We start from the raw sequence: 16,164 nt of genomic DNA, 5'->3' as shown, positions 1-16,164 counted from the left end.
CCGGTCAGGCCCATGAGCTGCCCCATGCGGTTCCGTTGCTCGATGGGCTGCCCGGCGTGCCCAAGTGGGTCGTGGGCGACCGTGGCTACACCAGCCACGCCTTTCGCGACCACATCTGGACCATGGGCGCACGGCCTGCGATCCCGCCCCAGCGCCATGAGGCGCCCGTCGCCTGCCCGGACTGGATCTACAATAACCGCAACCAGGTCGAGCGCCTCTGGGCCAGGCTCAAGGAGTGGCGGGCCATCGCCACGCGCTACGAAAAGACCGCCGCCAGCTTCACCGGCGTCCTCTGCCTCGCAGCCGCCCTCGATTGGCTCAAGCGATGACACGCCCTAGGGGTGCCGGGCGCGAGCTCCGCCATGGCGGCGGATCTGCGGCCGGCTGCCGCTCCGCCCCCGCCCGCCGTGCCGCCGTCGTTCTTCCTGTTCTCCGACACGCAGATTTCGTACTACTACGTCGCGGATGGCCGCGAACCCGGCGTGACAGGGGGGCGGGCCGGCAATAGCCTCGACGGCCGCTCCATTCCCAAGCAGGTTCTGAATATCTCCCATGCCGATGCCTGGGCGCTCGGCACAAACTTCTTCTCCCTCGATATTCTAAAATCCGGCTCCCAGGACCCGGCCGGAACCGGCGCTCCGCGATTCGGGCTGTTCGATTACGGCGCCACCGAAGCCTATGGCATCTATCGCGGCACGCTCGGCGCGAACGCGATCTTCGACACCAAGGCCTTCGCCCTGAAGGGCGTGATCAAGGACGTCTCGCTCGGATACGGCTTCGATCTGAGCACCAAGAACACCCAGTTCGGTCCCGAGACGCGTAAGCTCCTCGCCGGTGCGGTCTTCGCCTTCGATGTCCCGGCCGGCTTCATGAATTTCGGTGTCTATGTCCAGAAGGAATGGAACCGCAACGGCTTCGTGACCGAGCCGTTCCGCAGCGTCGAGTTCGACGCCGTGCCGCATCTCGAACTGGTCTACAACTTTCCCCTCGCCTTCACCGGACTGCCGTTGAGCCTCGCGGGGTTCGACACCGTCAATCTGCCGAAGGGCCGGGATGGATTCGGATCGCAGACGCGCCTCGAGTTCCTGTCCCGCACCAATCTGGTTCTGGATGTCGGCAAGCTGATCTGGAACCAGCCGAACCGGCTCGATGCCTTCGTCGGGTTTCAGTACTGGCTCAACAAATTCGGGAACGATCACCGGTTTGTGCCGGGATCGGAGGAGAAGACCTTTCTCGCAGGCATAAGCATCCACGTGTTCTGAACGTCTCCACGCGCGCCATGATCGGCAGGGCTTCGCCGATCATGGCCGACGGGCACACGATTTCGCGGAGTCCGGATCCTCCGCCCCGCGCGTCACGATCCGGTTCCGCTCATCAAAGGAAACCCTATTCTTGAAGAGCTACATCAACGGCGCGCTGCAGAACCTCGGCCCCGAATTCGGCGAGTTCTTCGACCGGAGCCGCACCGCCATCGTCTCGATCGACCTTCACCGCGGGCACCTCGAAGACGATCCCCTCTGCCCCTGTCCCGCGCCCCGGGCGAGGGCGATCGTCGCGCCCGTCGATGCGTTCCACGCGCAGGCGCGCGACCTCGGTGTTCCGGTGATCCACGTGCGCAGCACCCTCCGGAAGGGCGGCATCGACGATGTCGCGGGTCGCAAATCGGCCTGGCGGCTCGTCTTCCCCCTCCATGTCGGGGCGATCGGCAATGCCGATGCCCATGCGATCGAGGGCACGCACTGGACCGAATTCGTCACCGCGGTCGATGCGTGCGATCTCGTCGTGTCCGGCAAGAAGAGGCTCTCGGCCTTCTACCCGACCGACCTCGATTTCCTGTTGCGCAACATGGGGGTCGGCACCCTCGTCCTCGACGGGTGCCTCGCCGATTGCTGCGTGCTCAACACCGCCTTCGAGGCCTCGAATCTCGGCTACCGGGTCGTCGTGCCCCAGGACCTCGTGGCCGGGACCCATCCGGACCTCGAGGCGGCGGCGATGCGGATCGTCGCCATGCATGTCGGCCTCGTGACGACCGGCCCGCTTCTCCTCGAGGCATGGCGCGCGCGGTCCCCGGATCGGCTGTGATCCGATGTCCGCCTGATCGAAGCGGGGATCGTCTCGCGAGGCTCGCGCGGCACTCGAGGACGACCGAGCGCCGTCGCGCGGGTGGACCTCCGCGCGCGCGGACCTCGATGAGTCGGGCTCATCAAGGTCCGGGATCAGCAGGGCCTGGCAGAGGCCATCGATCAGAGACGGCGAGCTCTATCGCATCGTCGGCATGACGAAGTCGGCGCCGGCGCGGATGCCCGTCGGCCAGCGCGTGGTGATGGTCTTCAACCGCGTGTAGAAACGCACGCCCTCCGGTCCGTGCATGTGGTGGTCGCCGAACAGCGACGCCTTCCAGCCGCCGAAAGAATGGAACGCCATCGGCACCGGGATCGGCATGTTGATCCCCACCATGCCGACCTCGATCTGGTGCGCGAACTCCCGCGCCGTATCGCCGTCGCGGGTGAAGATCGCGGTGCCGTTGCCGAATTCGTGCGCGTTGATGAGACGGGCCGCCGTCGCATAGTCGGGCGCGCGCGTCACCGCCAGCACCGGACCGAAGATCTCTTCCTTGTAGATCCGCATCTCCGGCGTGACCCGATCGAACAGCGAACCGCCGAGGAAGAAGCCGTTCTCGTAGCCCTGGAGCTTGAGCCCGCGACCGTCGACCAGAAGTTCGGCCCCTTCGGCGACGCCGAGGTCGATGTAGCCGCGCACCTTGTCGTGGTGCTGCCGCGTGACGAGCGGCCCCATCTCGGCCTCGGGATCGGTGCCGGGCCCGACCTTCAGGGCGCGGATCCTCGGGATCAGCCGCTCGATCAGGGCGTCGGCGGTCTTCTCGCCGACGGGGACGGCCACCGAGATCGCCATGCAGCGCTCGCCCGCCGAACCGTAGGCCGCGCCCATGAGCGCATCGACCGCCTGGTCCATGTCCGCGTCGGGCATGACGATCATGTGGTTCTTGGCGCCGCCGAGGCATTGCGCGCGTTTTCCCTGCGCGGTGGCGGTGGCATAGAGGGAGCGGGCGACGGGCGTCGAGCCGACGAAGCTCACCGCGCTGATGTCCGGGTTGTCGAGCAGCGCATCGACCGCCTCCTTGTCGCCCTGCACGACCTGGAAGACGCCGTCCGGCAGGCCCGCCTCCTTCAGCCAGGCGGCGATCAGGAGCGCGGTGGACGGATCGCGCTCGGACGGCTTCAGGACGAAGCAGTTGCCGCAGGCCTGGACGGTGGCGGGCTTGAGAAAACCGTGCCTGTTAGAGCTCCGGTCATCGCAGGCCTCTGCCGTTGGATATTGTCTCCAACGTAGAGCGGAGCTTACCCGAAACGGTCTTCTTTCTTTCCAAGGCCGATAGAAAGATACTTCGCAGATCAGGAGGTGATGCGGAAGGTTTTTGCCGGCTCCGGCCGGAGCTTCGAAATCTGCCGAGGATCGTCCGCTGCGATTCCCTGCTCATTCGTGCCGATGAATCGCCCCGGCGTCGTGTAAATCTTCTCTCGAAGCTCCTGACTAAGCATCACCAGAACTCTCAAGCGTCGTTCTTTAAAAAGAACAATCCCATTGACTTGACGAACGCTCGCCGACACCCTGGTGGCCTCGGTCGGGCCGACGGCCCGGCCCTCGATGGAGAGAGGACGGCCCAAACCATGGCGTTTCGACCCCTGCACGACCGCGTGCTGCTGCGCCGCGTCGAAAGCGACGAGCGAACCAAGGGCGGCATCATCATTCCCGACACCGCCAAGGAGAAGCCGCAGGAGGGCGAGGTCGTGGCCGTCGGCCCCGGTGCCCGCGACGAACAGGGCCGTGTCAACGCCCTCGACGTGCGGGCCGGCGACCGGGTGCTCTTCGGCAAATGGTCCGGCACCGAGGTCAAGGTCGATGGCCAGGACCTGCTGATCCTCAAGGAATCCGACATTTTGGGCGTGATCGCCGCCTGAACCGACACCTCCGCAACGACATCGGGAGACACGAATGGCTGCGAAAGACGTAAAATTCTCCGGCGATGCGCGCGAGCGGCTGCTGCGCGGCGTCGACATCCTGGCGGATGCCGTGAAGGTGACGCTGGGACCGAAGGGCCGCAACGTCGTCATCGAGAAAAGTTTCGGGGCGCCGCGCATCACCAAGGACGGCGTCACCGTCGCCAAGGAGATCGAGCTGGAGGACCGGTTCGAGAATCTCGGCGCGCAGCTCGTGCGCGAGGTCGCATCCAAGACCAACGATCTGGCCGGCGACGGCACCACCACGGCCACCGTGCTGGCCCAGGCCATCGTGCGCGAGGGCGCCAAGGCGGTGGCGGCGAACTTCAACCCGCTCGACCTCAAGCGCGGCATCGACCTCGCCACCGCTGCCGCCGTGAAGGACATCACCGGCCGCGCCCGCAAGGTGACGGCCTCCGACGCCATCGCCCAGGTCGGCACCATCTCGGCCAACGGCGATGCCGAGATCGGCCGCCTGATCGCGGAAGCCGTCGAGCGGGTCGGCAAGCAGGGCGTCATCACCGTCGAGGAGGCCAAGACCGCCGAGACCGAACTCGACGTGGTCGAGGGCCTGCAATTCGACCGCGGCTACCTCTCGCCGTACTTCGTGACGAACGCCGAGAAGCTGATCGCCGAACTCGATGATCCCTACATCCTGATCCACGAAAAGAAGCTCTCCTCGCTCCAGCCGCTGCTGCCGGTGCTGGAGGCGGTGGTGCAGTCGAGCCGGCCGCTGCTGATCATCGCCGAGGATGTCGAGGGCGAGGCCCTGGCCACCCTCGTGGTGAACAAGCTGCGCGGCGGGCTGAAAATAGCAGCGGTCAAGGCGCCGGGCTTCGGCGATCGCCGCAAGGCGATTCTGGAGGACATCGCCATCCTGACGAACGGGCAGGTCATCTCCGAGGAACTCGGGATCAAGCTCGAGAACGTCTCGATCCCACTCCTCGGCCAGGCCAAGCGCGTGCGCATCGACAAGGAGAGCACGACGATCGTCGATGGGGCCGGCGAGAAGGCCCAGATTGAGGCCCGCGTCGGGCAGATCAAGGCGCAGATCGAGGACACGACCTCGGACTACGACCGCGAGAAGTTGCAGGAACGCCTCGCCAAGCTCGCCGGCGGCGTCGCGGTGCTGCGCGTCGGCGGCGCGACCGAGGTCGAGGTCAAGGAGAAAAAGGACCGGGTCGATGATGCCCTCAACGCCACCCGCGCGGCAATCGAGGAGGGCATCGTGCCGGGCGGCGGCACCGCGCTCCTGCGGGCAAAGGCGGCGGTGGCGGGGCTGACGTCCGACAATCCGGACGTGAAGGCGGGCATCAACATCGTCTTGAAGGCACTCGAGGCGCCGATCCGCCAGATTGTGGACAATGCCGGGGTCGAGGGCTCGATCGTGGTCTCCAAGATCCTCGAGAATGCCTCCGAGACCTTCGGCTTCGATGCGCAGACCGAGACCTACGGCGACCTCGTCGAGGCCGGTATCGTCGATCCCGCGAAGGTGGTGCGTACCGCGCTCCAAGACGCGGCCTCGGTCGCGGGTTTGCTCGTGACGACAGAAGCGTTGGTCGCCGACCGGCCGAAGGAGAAGCCGCTGCAGTCGCTTCCCAGCGGACCCGAGTTCTGACCGGCGCTTGCCGGGCGACGGCCCATTCGTCGCTCGGCGAGCTTGGCGGCACCATTGTTGCTCAGATGATTCCCTGCCCGATCCGTCCGGATCGAGCTTTGTCACCGCGTGCCGCCCCGACCGGACACGTCGGATGAACCCTGCTTCGAGGAGGTGGACGCATGGCCCTGTCATCAGAGTTTCGTCGCAGGCTCGAAGGCTACAGCCTGACCACGGCCGAAATCCTATACCATTTTCCCGATCATCCACATTTGCTCCAGGCCTTCGTCTGGCAGCAACTCGACCTGTTCCCAAAATTTCCTGAGTTGAGGCGATTTCTGTCCTTCTGGCAGGAGCGCCTCGATGGGCCGCTGCACTCGGTGCGAGTCATGCACAGCCGCCTGATCAAGCCGGCCGAGCTGACAACGGTCTCTCGCGAATTCTACCTGCACTGAAGCGGGATCATCAGTGAGGAGTGGAGCCGCGAGGATCACTTTGGTGCCCTCCTGCGCTCGAGAAGGGCGGACGCCGTGCCGGCGGCCCCCGGCCAACGACGCGCACGTCTGTCCAGAATGCCATCATTTCGGTTGGACCAGCCCTTCTTCTTTCGTGAAGACCCTCAGTCTGTCCGAACGGTGCTGACGGCGGACATCCGAGCCTCTTGGCATGGAGTGAGGTCCGCTACGGGCTCCGCATCTGCAGCTTCCTTACGTTGCTCGGTAGCGCGCGCGGTTCTCCTGCGCGCGCGACGGTAGGGTGGCGCTCTATCTCGGCGGGCGTCCGGTTGTGCCGCCGGCCGCACAACAAGTCCTGCGGTAGGATCGTATCGATATCTCCTCGTCCGCGCCGAGGAAAAAATGTTGTCCTGATATCGAGCCGAAAAACGGCAGGCGATTTTATTGACTGCCAAGTTCGTATCTGGAAATATTAAATGGTCACTTACGAATATAGAGGGCGGGCAAGCAAACCCGCATCGATGTTTCGCTAGAATCGTGGCCGGTACGGAGGGCGGATCAGCGCCCCTCCGCATGGCGCGTCCCGCCGGTGTGACCGCGTGAGACGCGGTCCGGCGCACCCCGAACCAACCGCCTCAACGTGCCAGCGCCCGCGCCGGTCCGATCACCCCTGCCTGTCCGCCCGCCTGCGACTTGTGCGTGGCGACCTGAAGACGAGCCCGATGCTGAACGCCCTGCCTCCACCCGTGTCCTTCCGGCGCCTGATGCTTGGGGTGGGCCTCGCCTGCTCCTCCCTGCCCCTCACCACGGCCGCCGCCCTGGCGCAATCGCCGAGTGCGGTCGAGAGCTTCACCGGGGAGGCCGGTCCCGGCACCGCGCCGGAGGCGATCGGCGTCGCGCCGGACGGCAAGGTGAAGTGGCACGGGCCGCTCGCGCCCTACGCCGCTTCGCTGGCGCTCGCTGGCCTCAGCTTCGACGTCAACGTCTACGACTTCTTCTTCTCGAATCCGAGCGCGGGCCTGCGGCCCGGCCAGCTGTCGAACTCGGCCTATTATCTGCTGAGCCTCGACGCGGATCTTGATAAGCTGGTGGGTATTCCCGGCGGCTGGTTCCACATCACGCAGACCTTCTTCGGTCTGCGCTGGAACAACCGCAACATGGGTGCCGATATCGGCGACACCACGATCGGTTACCAGCCGACCTTCAACCGCGACGTCGCTCGGCTCTCCGTTCTCACCTACGAGCAGCGGCTGCTCGACGACAGACTCGCCGTCGAGGTCGGGCGCACGCACCCGAACCGCTACTACGCGCTGCCGCCTTGCCAATCGAGCGTGAGCTGCTTCCAGGACATCCTGCAGATCAATGCCGGCCTGTCCTCACCCCTCTATGGGGTTTGGGGCGCCAACGTCGCCTACAAGGTCTCTCCGGAAGACTACATCCAGGCCGGCGCCTTCGCCGCGACGGGACGTGCGAACTTCAGCTCCGGCTGGGACTTCGGCCACGAGCCGCTCAACGGCGTCCTGACGCTCGCAGAGATCGGCCACGCCACCACCTTCGTCACCGATCCCTATCCGAGCCGCGTGGTGCTGACCGGCTTCACCACCACGGCCGACCACGAGGATAACTTCAAGACTATCTACGGCACCGCAAAGGGCCTCAATCCCGGTGCCCCGGTGCGGCTGCGCTCCGGCACCTCCGGGGTGATCCTCACCGGCTCCCAGGTGGTCTGGCGCGCCGACGGTGGGGCGGATGCGGCCAATCTCAACCCGACCTCCATCCAGGCCTATACCAGCCTCGCCTACGCCCCCGATCCGACGGTGCCGATCCGCTGGAACGCGTTCGCCGGCCTCACCCTCCAGGCGCCCGACCAGAGCCGCCCACTCGACCGCTACGGCATCAAGGTCAACTGGCAGCGCATCTCCGCTGACTACGCGCAGTTCCTCGGCGATGCGAACTTCATCTCCGGCGGCAGCGGCGAAATTTATTCGCGTGACAAGCTGGTCTTCGAGGCCAACGCCCATCTGGCGCTCGGCAAGGGGATCTTCTTTGAGCCGGTGGTCCAGTACCTCGTCAACGGCAACGCCTTCTGGAACCCCTACACCGCCAATCGTACCAAGGACGGCTTCTACGTCGGCGCCACGCTGATCGTGCCCCTCGGCCAGTTGCTCGGCCTCGCGCCGGGCTGAGCATCCCCGCCGAGCCTCGCCCCGCGCCGCCCGCCGATCCCTCCAACCGACGAAGCCCCATGACGCGCCAGATCCGCTTCAACGCCTTCGACATGAACTGCGTCGGGCACCAGTCGCCGGGCCTGTGGGCCCATCCGCGCGACCGCTCGTGGCAATACAAGGATCTCGAATACTGGCAGGGTCTCGCGCGCACCCTCGAACGCGGGATCTTCGATGGGATCTTCATCGCGGACGTCGTGGGCTACTACGACGTCTACAAGGGCTCGAACTGGCATGCCCTGCATCAGGCGGCGCAGATCCCGGTCAACGATCCGCTGCAGCTCGCAGCACCCATCGCCCTCGCCACCGAGCATCTCGGCATCGGCATCACCGCCTCGACCTCGTTCGAGCACCCCTACACCTTAGCCCGCCGCCTCTCGACCGCCGACCACCACACCAAGGGCCGCGTCGGCTGGAACATCGTCACCTCGTATCTGGAAAGCGGGGCGAAGAATGTCGGCCAGTCGGGGCTCGGGCGCCACGACAACCGCTACGAGGTCGCCGCCGAGTACGTCGAGGTGCTCTACAAGCTGTTCGAGGGAAGCTGGGAAGCGGGCGCGGTCCTGCGCGACCGCGAGCGGCGGATCTTCACCGATCCGGCGAAGGTCCACGAGATCGACCATCGCGGCCGGCACTTCACCGTGCCGGGCTACCACCTCTGCGAGCCCTCGCCCCAGCGCACGCCGGTGCTCTATCAGGCCGGCGCCTCCGGACCCGGCAAGGCCTTCGCCGCGGGACACGCCGAGTGCGTCTTCGTCGGCGCGCCGCTGAAATCCATGCTCAAGGCCTATGTCGCGGATGTCCGGGCGAAGGCCGTCGCCTCCGGCCGCTCGGCCCGCGACGTGCTGATCTACAATCTCACGACCGTCATCGTCGCCGAGACCGACGCGGCGGCGCAGAGGAAGTTCGAGGAATACCAGTCCTACACCTCCTACGACGGTGCGCTTGTCTTCATGTCGGGCTGGAGCGGGATCGATTTCGGCCAGTACGCGCCGACCGACCTGGTGAAGAAGGTCGAGACCAACGCCATCGTCTCGATGGTCGAGAGCTTCTCCTCGGCCGAGAAGCCGTGGTCGATCGCCGAACTCGCGCGCTGGGGCGGGATCGGCGGGATCGGGCCGGTCTTCGTCGGTTCGGCCGCGACGGTCGCCGACATCCTCCAGGAATGGGTCGAGGAGACCGACGTCGACGGCTTCAACCTCGCCTACGCGGTGACGCCGGAGACCTTCGAGGATACGGTGAACCTGCTGGTGCCCGAGCTCCAGCGCCGTGGCGTCTATCCGAAAGCCTACCGTCCCGGAACCTTGCGCGAGAAGCTGTTCGGGCGGGGACCGCTCCTGCCACAGACCCACCCGGCCCACGGCTACCGCGACATCGCGGCGGTGAAGGCGCGCGAGGCCTCGCGCCTCGAGGCGGCGGAGTAAGGAGCATGGCCGACCTGATCCTCGAACTCTCCGACGTGTCGCTCTCGTTCAAGGGGCTAAAAGCGATCAACGCCCTGAGCTTCTCCGTCGAACGCGGCGAGATCTGCGCGCTGATCGGCCCCAATGGTGCGGGCAAGTCCTCGGCGCTCAACATCCTCAACGGCGTCTACCGGGCCGATTCCGGCCATGTCGCCTTCGACGGCCAGCGCCTGCGCTCGATCCGCCCCGGCGCGGCGGCCCGGCTCGGGATCGGGCGCACCTTCCAGCACGCCGCCCTGTTCACGGGGCTCAGCGTCCTCGACAACGTGCTCGCCGGGCTCGCCCGCTACAGCCGCACCAGCCTGATCGAGCACGCGCTGGGGCTGCCGCGCGACGCGGCCGAGACGCGCCGCTTCCGGGAAGCCGCCGAGGAGACGCTGAGTTTCCTCGAACTGACGCCCTACCGCGACCGCATCGTCGCGACGCTCCCCTACGGCATCCAGAAGCGGGTCGATCTCGCCCGCGCCCTGGTAGCACGGCCCACGCTGCTGCTGCTCGACGAGCCCATGGCCGGCATGAACGGCGAAGAGAAGCGCGCCATCGCCCGCTTCATCGTGGCGGCGCGCGATGCGTTCGGCACCACCGTCGTGCTGATCGAGCACGACCTCGGCATCGTCATGAGACTGTCGGACCACGTCGTCGTGCTCGATTACGGCCGCAAGGTCGGCGACGGGCCGCCCGACGCCGTGCGCAACGACCCGGCCGTGATCGCGGCCTATCTCGGCAAGCCGCATTGAAGGCCGCGCCATGAGCTTCTTCTTCGAGACGCTCGCCGGCGGTCTGCTCGCCGGCGTGATGTACGCCCTCGTCGCGATCGGTTTCGTACTGATCTACAAGGCGTCGGGCGTGTTCAACTTCGCGCAAGGCGCGATGGTGCTGTGCGCCGCGCTCACCTTCGTGACGCTGACCGAGCGCGACGTGCCGTTCTGGCTCGCCGGCCTCATCACCCTCGCGATCATGGTGACGCTGGCGGTCGCCGTCGAGCGGATCGTGCTGCGGCCGCTCGTGAATCGCTCGCAGATCACGCTGTTCATGGCGACGCTGGGCCTATCCTACGTGATCGAGGGCGGCTCGCAGTTCGTGATGGGCGCGAGCGTCCACGAACTCGATCTCGGCCTCAGCGACCTGCCGGTCGCGATCGGCCCGATCCAGCTCAGCTCCTTCGACCTCGTGGCGGCCCTCACCGCCGGCGCGCTGGTGCTCGCCCTGTGGCTGTTCTTCGAGCGCACCCGCATCGGCGTCTCGTTGCGGGCGGTGGCCGACGATCCGCAGGCGGCGCTCTCCATCGGCATCCGGCTCCCCGTACTCTGGGCCACGGTCTGGGCGGTCGCCGGCTTCGTCGCGCTGGTGGCGGGCCTGCTCTGGGGAGCGCGCCAGGGGGTGCAGTTCTCCCTCACCTTCGTGGTGCTGAAGGCGTTGCCGGTCCTCATCATCGGCGGCTTCACCTCGATCACCGGTGCCATCGTGGGCGGCCTCATCGTCGGCGCGGCCGACGCGCTCGCCGAGATCTATCTCGGGCCGCTGTTGGGCGGCTCGGTCTCCACTTGGTTCGCCTACGCGCTCGCCGTCGCCTTCCTGCTGGTGCGTCCGGCCGGGCTGTTCGGCGAGCGCGCCATCGAGAGAGTCTGACCCGATGCCTCCTGCTGTCGCCGCCACCTTTGCGCCGGGCCGCCGCGTCGCCCTCCCCACCCTTCCCCTGCGGCCGGTTGGCCTCTCTCTTCTGCTCGCCGTCACCTTCGTGGCGATCCCGCTGACGGCCAACGATTACTGGTACAACGCGATCCTGATTCCGTTCCTGATCATGGCTCTGGCCGGCCTCGGCCTGAACCTGACCATGGGCTACGCGGGCCAGGCCTCGCTCGGCACCGGCGCCTTCATGGCGGTGGGGGCCTACGCCACCTACAATCTGCTGCTGCGCCTGCCCGAGCTGCCGCTGCCCGTGAGCCTTGCCGGCGGCGGCCTCATCGCCGGGGCGGTCGGCCTCGTCGTCGGCCTGCCGTCGCTGCGCATCAAGGGCTTCTATCTCGTCGCCCCGACGCTCGCGGCGCAGTTCCTGATCGAGTGGGTCTTCAATCAGGTCGGCTGGTTCTCGAACTACGCCTCGTCGAGCGCGATCTCGGCGCCCCGGCTCGTCTTCCTCGGCCACGACCTGTCGAGCCCGGCCGGCCGCTACGCGCTGACGCTGACCAGCGTCACGGTCGTGACGGTCCTGGCTTGGCGCCTCGTCCACAGCCAGACCGGGCGCAACTGGCGCGCGGTGCGCGACGGCGAGACCGCGGCGGCAGTGATCGGCGTGCCGGTGGCGCGAGCCAAGCTCTCGGCCTTCTTCGTCGGGGCCGCCGTCAGCGGCGTGGCCGGGGCGCTCTGGGCCTTCACCTATCTCGGCACGGTCGATGCCCGCAGCTTCGATCTCGACCGCTCGTTCCAGGCGATGTTCATCATCATCATCGGTGGGTTGGGTAGCCTCTCGGGCAGCTTCATCGGCGCGGCCTTCATCGTGCTGTTCCCGATCCTGCTCACCCACCTGTCGAACGCGTTCCTCGGCGGCGGCCTCGACGGTGGGCAGATCTCGAACCTCCAGCGCATCCTCTTCGGTGCGCTCATCATCGGCTTCCTCATCAAGGAGCCGAACGGGCTGATTGCACTGCTCGGCCGCCTGCGCCGCCCCGCCCGCTGACCCCTTTTCCCGAACATCCGCCCGGAGAAACGATCGATGCCCCGCCTGTCCCGCGCCCTCAGCGCCGTCGCCCTGGCGGCAAGCCTGACCGGCCCCGTCGACTTCGCGCCCTCCGCCTTCGCGGCCGAAGCAGCCGCCCAGCCGGCCCGGCAATACTTCCCGCTCGCGACCTTCCGGGTCGGCGCCTACGCCTCCTCCGGCATCCCCTCCTGGGCGGGCATCATCGACTACATGCGCTACCTCAACGAGGTCGAGGGCGGCATCAACGGCGTCAAGCTGTTCTGGGACGAGTGCGAGACCGAGTGGGCGGTCGAGAAGGGCGTCGAATGCTACGAGCGGATCAAGGGAGGGCGCGAGGGTTCGCCGGTGCCGGTCTTCCTGCCGCACGGCGACCCGGTCTCGAAAGCGCTGACGGAGAAGTCCGTCGCCGATAAGATCCCGCTGCTCACCACCGGCTACGGCCGCACCGAAGCCATCGACGGGCGGGTCTTCCCCTACAGTTTCACCGTGCTGTTCAGTTTCTGGAGCGAGGCCTCCTCCGTCATCAACTACATCGCCGAGCAGGTCGGGGGGAAGGACAAGCTCAAGGGCCTCAAGATCGCGACGGTCTATCACGATTCCCCCTATGGGAAGGAGACGCAAGTCCCGCTCGACCTCCTCGCCAAGACCTACGGATTCGAGAATATCCAGATCGCGGTACCGCATCCCGGGAACGACCAGTCGGCGCAATGGGCGCGCATTCGCCAGATCAAGCCGGACTGGGTGTTCCTGCGCGGCTGGGGCGTGATGACCCCGGTGGCGATCAAGACCGCGGCCAAGACCGGTTTTCCCGTCGATCACATCATCGGCGGCATCTGGTCGGGCTCCGAGGAAGACGTGCGACCGGCCGGCAGCGTCGGCAAGGGGTATCTCGCCATCACCCCGTTCCCGGCCGGCGCCGAGTTCGGCATCCTGAAGAAGATCAAGGCGGCGATCGTCGATCAGGGCAAGAGCGACCTGAAGGATCTCAGGAGCTTCGGCTCGGTCTACTACAATTCCGGTGTGATCGAGACGATCATCGCCGTCGAGGCGATCCGCACGGCGCAAGCCCGCTTCGGCAAAAGGCCCCTCAACGGCGAGGAGACGCAGTGGGGCCTCGAACACCTCGTGCTGGACGAGGCCCGCCTGAAGGAGATCGGCGCCGACGGCCTCGTCCAGCCGCTCCGCCTGTCGGTCAAGGATCATGAGGGCGGCGGCGCCGGCAAGGTGCTGCAATGGGACGGCGCCAAGTGGAACATCGTCTCGAACGGCTGGGTCAAGTCAGACCGCGAGCTGCTCCTGCCGGTGATCTATGAGCGCGCTGCGGCCTATGCCCGGGAGAAGGGCATTACACCCCGCACCGAGGACACGGCGGAGGCGGGCACGAAATGAGCGTGCAAGCCCTCTCACGCGCTCCCTTCCTCGATGTCGAGGCCATCGAGGCGGTCTACGGCGCCTCGATCCTGGCCTTGCGCGACGTGTCGCTGAGCGTGGCCAAGGGCGAGATCGTCGCGCTGATTGGCCCGAACGGCGCCGGCAAGACCACGACGCTGCGGGCGATCTCGAACCTACTCGGGGCGCAGCGCGGCAGCCTGCGGCGCGGGGCCATCCGTTGGCAGGGCGAGGCGACCGGGCGCCTCGATCCGGCCGATCTCGTCGCCCGCGGTATCGTGCAGGTTCTGGAGGGCCGCCACGTCTTCGGCCAGCTCACGGTGGAAGAGAACTTGGCTGTCGGCGGCTATCTCCGCCGCCCGAGCCGACGCCAGCTCACCGAGGATCTCGAGCGAATCTACGCGTGGTTCCCGCGTCTGAAAGAGCGGCGGGGCGCCAAGGCCGGCCTGACCTCGGGCGGCGAGCAGCAGATGGTAGCGATCGGGCGTGCCCTGATGACCCGCCCCACGCTGCTCCTGCTCGACGAGCCGTCCATGGGGCTCGCGCCGATCATCGTCGCGGAGATTTTCGAAATCACCGCTCGGCTCAATCGCGAGGAAGGCGTCAGTGTCCTCGTCGCCGAGCAGAGCGTCAACCTCGTGCTCGATTACGCCCACCGCGCGGTGGTGCTGGAGAACGGACGCATGGTCGCCTCCGGTACCAGCGCGGAACTCGCCGCGAGCGGAGGGCTCGGCGCACTCTACCTCGGCGGCGCCGAGGCTGTGACCCGTCACTGATTTTCGCCCCGCACCCAACGAGACAGACGATGAGTGAAACCGACGCTAGCCCGTGGGCCGCATGGGGCACCGCCCCAAGCCCGCGCTACGAGACCCTCGCTGCGCGCTTCCGGCCCGTCTTTGCCTGCATCCGCGAGGGTGCCGTCGCCCGCGAGCGGGAGCGCGATTTGCCCTACGAGGCGATCGGCTGGCTGAAGGAGGCCCGCTTCGGTGCCCTGCGGGTGCCGGAGGCGGAGGGCGGCTTCGGCGCGAGCCTGCCCGAGCTGTTCGGGCTCCTGGCCGAACTGGGGCAAGCCGATTCCAACCTGCCTCAAGCGCTGCGCAACCATTTCGGCTTTGCCGAGGACACCGTCGGGAGCCCGGTCGGCGAGCGCCGGACGCACTGGGTCGAACGCCTCGCGGCCGGCGATCTGTTCGGCGGCGCTTGGTCCGAGACCGGCCCAGCCGCGGTCGGCACATTCGAGACCCGCATCCACCGCAGCGGGACCCGCTGGGGGCTGACAGGCAGGAAGTACTACACCACGGGCTCTCTGTTTGCCGACTGGATCGACGTCGTCGGCACGGGCGAGGCCGGCGAGGAAACCTCCGTGGTGGTGCCGGCGAAAGCTCCGGGTGTCGAGATCGTCGATGATTGGGACGGCTTCGGCCAGCGGCTGACCGCGAGCGGCACCGCCCTGTTCGAGGACGCCCCCGCGATCGGCGAGCCGCTGCCGACAGCGGACCGCTTTCCCTACGGCCCGGCATTCTTCCAGGCGGTGCATCTCGCCACCCTCACCGGCATCGCTCGGGCAGCGGCGGGCGAGGTGGTGCAGGCGGTGCGCGAGCGCAACCGCACCTATTCTCATGCCGCCGGAGCGCGCCCCAGCACCGACCCGCAGGTGCTTCAGGTCGTGGGCCGGGTGCATGGCCTCGCCTACGCGGCCGGCGCGATCAACGGACAGGCGGCACGGGCTGTACAGCGTGCCTACGAGGCGCGGCTCGCCGGCCTGCCCGAGGCGGAGGCGCACGCGATCAACGTCGCCGCCGAGATCGAGTTGGCGCAGGCTCAGAGCGTTCTGACCGGGCTCGTCCTCGATGTGGGTACACTCCTCTTCGACGCGCTCGGCGCCTCGGCTACCAGTCGCCACGATGCCCTGGACCGTCACTGGCGCAACGCCCGCACGATCGCCTCGCACAATCCGCGCATCTTCAAGGAACGAGTCGTCGGTGACTATGCCGTCAACGCCACCGAGCCGCCATTCCAATGGAAGATCGGGCAGATACGCGAGAACTGATACCAAGCCTCGTTGATCGAGACTCACGGGCGGTGGCCTCGACGCTCCAGGTGTGATTCCCTTTTCAGGTCAGGAGCCTGAGGAGGATGCGATGGCTGCTCCGGTGCCGCTGCGCTCGGATTTCGATGCCGAGGGGTTGCGCGCTCTGGCCAAGGGGTGGCGCGATCCGGCACAGTGAACCGCGCCGGGTTTCCCGGAGGCCGTTGGGTTTGGGTCAGGCGGCCAAGGCTTGCACCTCGGCCTGAGCAAAGTAGCGCGCCTCAGCCTC

At 67.1% G+C, this 16,164-nt stretch carries 15 protein-coding genes and 1 pseudogene; 14 read left to right on the top strand and 2 right to left on the bottom strand.

Annotated features, from left to right (window positions below):
- The 3 genes from BM249_RS20335 to BM249_RS20325 form a co-directional block, all read left to right on the top strand.
- Nucleotides 1–329, top strand: a 329-nt coding sequence (locus tag BM249_RS20335; RefSeq protein WP_143103822.1) for a transposase, incomplete at its 5' end; no start/stop codon positions are given.
- Between the two features lie 33 nt (nucleotides 330–362).
- Nucleotides 363–1,262, top strand: coding sequence for a hypothetical protein (locus BM249_RS20330; protein WP_177232475.1), 900 nt, complete (start codon nucleotides 363–365; stop codon nucleotides 1,260–1,262).
- Between the two features lie 130 nt (nucleotides 1,263–1,392).
- On the top strand, nucleotides 1,393–2,082 hold the full coding sequence (locus BM249_RS20325) for a cysteine hydrolase family protein (RefSeq protein ID WP_091975382.1): 690 nt from the start codon (nucleotides 1,393–1,395) through the stop codon (nucleotides 2,080–2,082).
- A 177-nt stretch (nucleotides 2,083–2,259) separates the two neighbouring features.
- Here the strand turns inward: BM249_RS20325 and mmsA are convergent.
- Nucleotides 2,260–3,264 (bottom strand): annotated as a pseudogene (gene mmsA / locus BM249_RS20320) (CoA-acylating methylmalonate-semialdehyde dehydrogenase); the annotation flags it as partial.
- Between the two features lie 149 nt (nucleotides 3,265–3,413).
- The gene (locus tag BM249_RS21450) at nucleotides 3,414–3,629 is read right to left on the bottom strand and encodes a hypothetical protein (RefSeq protein ID WP_177232474.1); all 216 of its coding nucleotides are present in this window, start codon (nucleotides 3,627–3,629) and stop codon (nucleotides 3,414–3,416) included.
- 60 nt (nucleotides 3,630–3,689) lie between these two features.
- Between BM249_RS21450 and groES the strand changes: the two genes are divergently transcribed.
- The 11 genes from groES (at nucleotide 3,690) to BM249_RS20265 (ending at nucleotide 15,896) form a co-directional block, all read left to right on the top strand.
- The gene (groES, locus tag BM249_RS20315; protein ID WP_056240043.1) at nucleotides 3,690–3,980 is read left to right on the top strand and encodes a co-chaperone GroES; all 291 of its coding nucleotides are present in this window, start codon (nucleotides 3,690–3,692) and stop codon (nucleotides 3,978–3,980) included.
- A gap of 34 nt (nucleotides 3,981–4,014) precedes the next feature.
- The gene (gene groL / locus BM249_RS20310; RefSeq protein WP_091975381.1) at nucleotides 4,015–5,637 is read left to right on the top strand and encodes a chaperonin GroEL; all 1,623 of its coding nucleotides are present in this window, start codon (nucleotides 4,015–4,017) and stop codon (nucleotides 5,635–5,637) included.
- Between the two features lie 161 nt (nucleotides 5,638–5,798).
- On the top strand, nucleotides 5,799–6,071 hold the full coding sequence (locus BM249_RS20305; RefSeq protein WP_091975380.1) for an usg protein: 273 nt from the start codon (nucleotides 5,799–5,801) through the stop codon (nucleotides 6,069–6,071).
- Between the two features lie 722 nt (nucleotides 6,072–6,793).
- A complete protein-coding gene (locus BM249_RS20300) occupies nucleotides 6,794–8,257 on the top strand; it encodes a carbohydrate porin (protein ID WP_091975379.1) in 1,464 nt (487 codons plus the stop codon).
- A 59-nt stretch (nucleotides 8,258–8,316) separates the two neighbouring features.
- Entirely contained in the window at nucleotides 8,317–9,720 is a 1,404-nt protein-coding gene (locus tag BM249_RS20295; RefSeq protein WP_091975378.1) for an LLM class flavin-dependent oxidoreductase, read from the top strand.
- A gap of 5 nt (nucleotides 9,721–9,725) precedes the next feature.
- On the top strand, nucleotides 9,726–10,496 hold the full coding sequence (locus tag BM249_RS20290) for an ABC transporter ATP-binding protein (RefSeq protein WP_091975377.1): 771 nt from the start codon (nucleotides 9,726–9,728) through the stop codon (nucleotides 10,494–10,496).
- 10 nt (nucleotides 10,497–10,506) lie between these two features.
- Nucleotides 10,507–11,388, top strand: a complete 882-nt coding sequence (locus tag BM249_RS20285) for a branched-chain amino acid ABC transporter permease (protein WP_091975375.1) — start codon at nucleotides 10,507–10,509, stop codon at nucleotides 11,386–11,388.
- Between the two features lie 4 nt (nucleotides 11,389–11,392).
- Nucleotides 11,393–12,436 (top strand): branched-chain amino acid ABC transporter permease, encoded by a 1,044-nt coding sequence (locus tag BM249_RS20280; protein ID WP_091975373.1) that lies wholly within the window; start codon nucleotides 11,393–11,395, stop codon nucleotides 12,434–12,436.
- A 36-nt stretch (nucleotides 12,437–12,472) separates the two neighbouring features.
- Complete coding sequence (locus BM249_RS20275) at nucleotides 12,473–13,846, top strand: ABC transporter substrate-binding protein (RefSeq protein ID WP_091975371.1); 1,374 nt, start codon at nucleotides 12,473–12,475, stop codon at nucleotides 13,844–13,846.
- Nucleotides 13,843–14,622 (top strand): ABC transporter ATP-binding protein, encoded by a 780-nt coding sequence (locus tag BM249_RS20270; protein ID WP_091975369.1) that lies wholly within the window; start codon nucleotides 13,843–13,845, stop codon nucleotides 14,620–14,622. Before BM249_RS20275 ends, BM249_RS20270 begins: the two co-directional genes overlap by 4 nt.
- Nucleotides 14,623–14,651: 29 nt before the next feature.
- The gene (locus tag BM249_RS20265; protein WP_091975367.1) at nucleotides 14,652–15,896 is read left to right on the top strand and encodes an acyl-CoA dehydrogenase family protein; all 1,245 of its coding nucleotides are present in this window, start codon (nucleotides 14,652–14,654) and stop codon (nucleotides 15,894–15,896) included.
- Nucleotides 15,897–16,164 lie beyond the last annotated feature (268 nt).

The organism is Methylobacterium gossipiicola, assembly GCF_900113485.1.
GTDB lineage: Bacteria > Pseudomonadota > Alphaproteobacteria > Rhizobiales > Beijerinckiaceae > Methylobacterium > Methylobacterium gossipiicola.
Note: the sequence above shows the minus strand (reverse complement) of the source record. Positions and strands in the feature narration are given on the sequence as shown.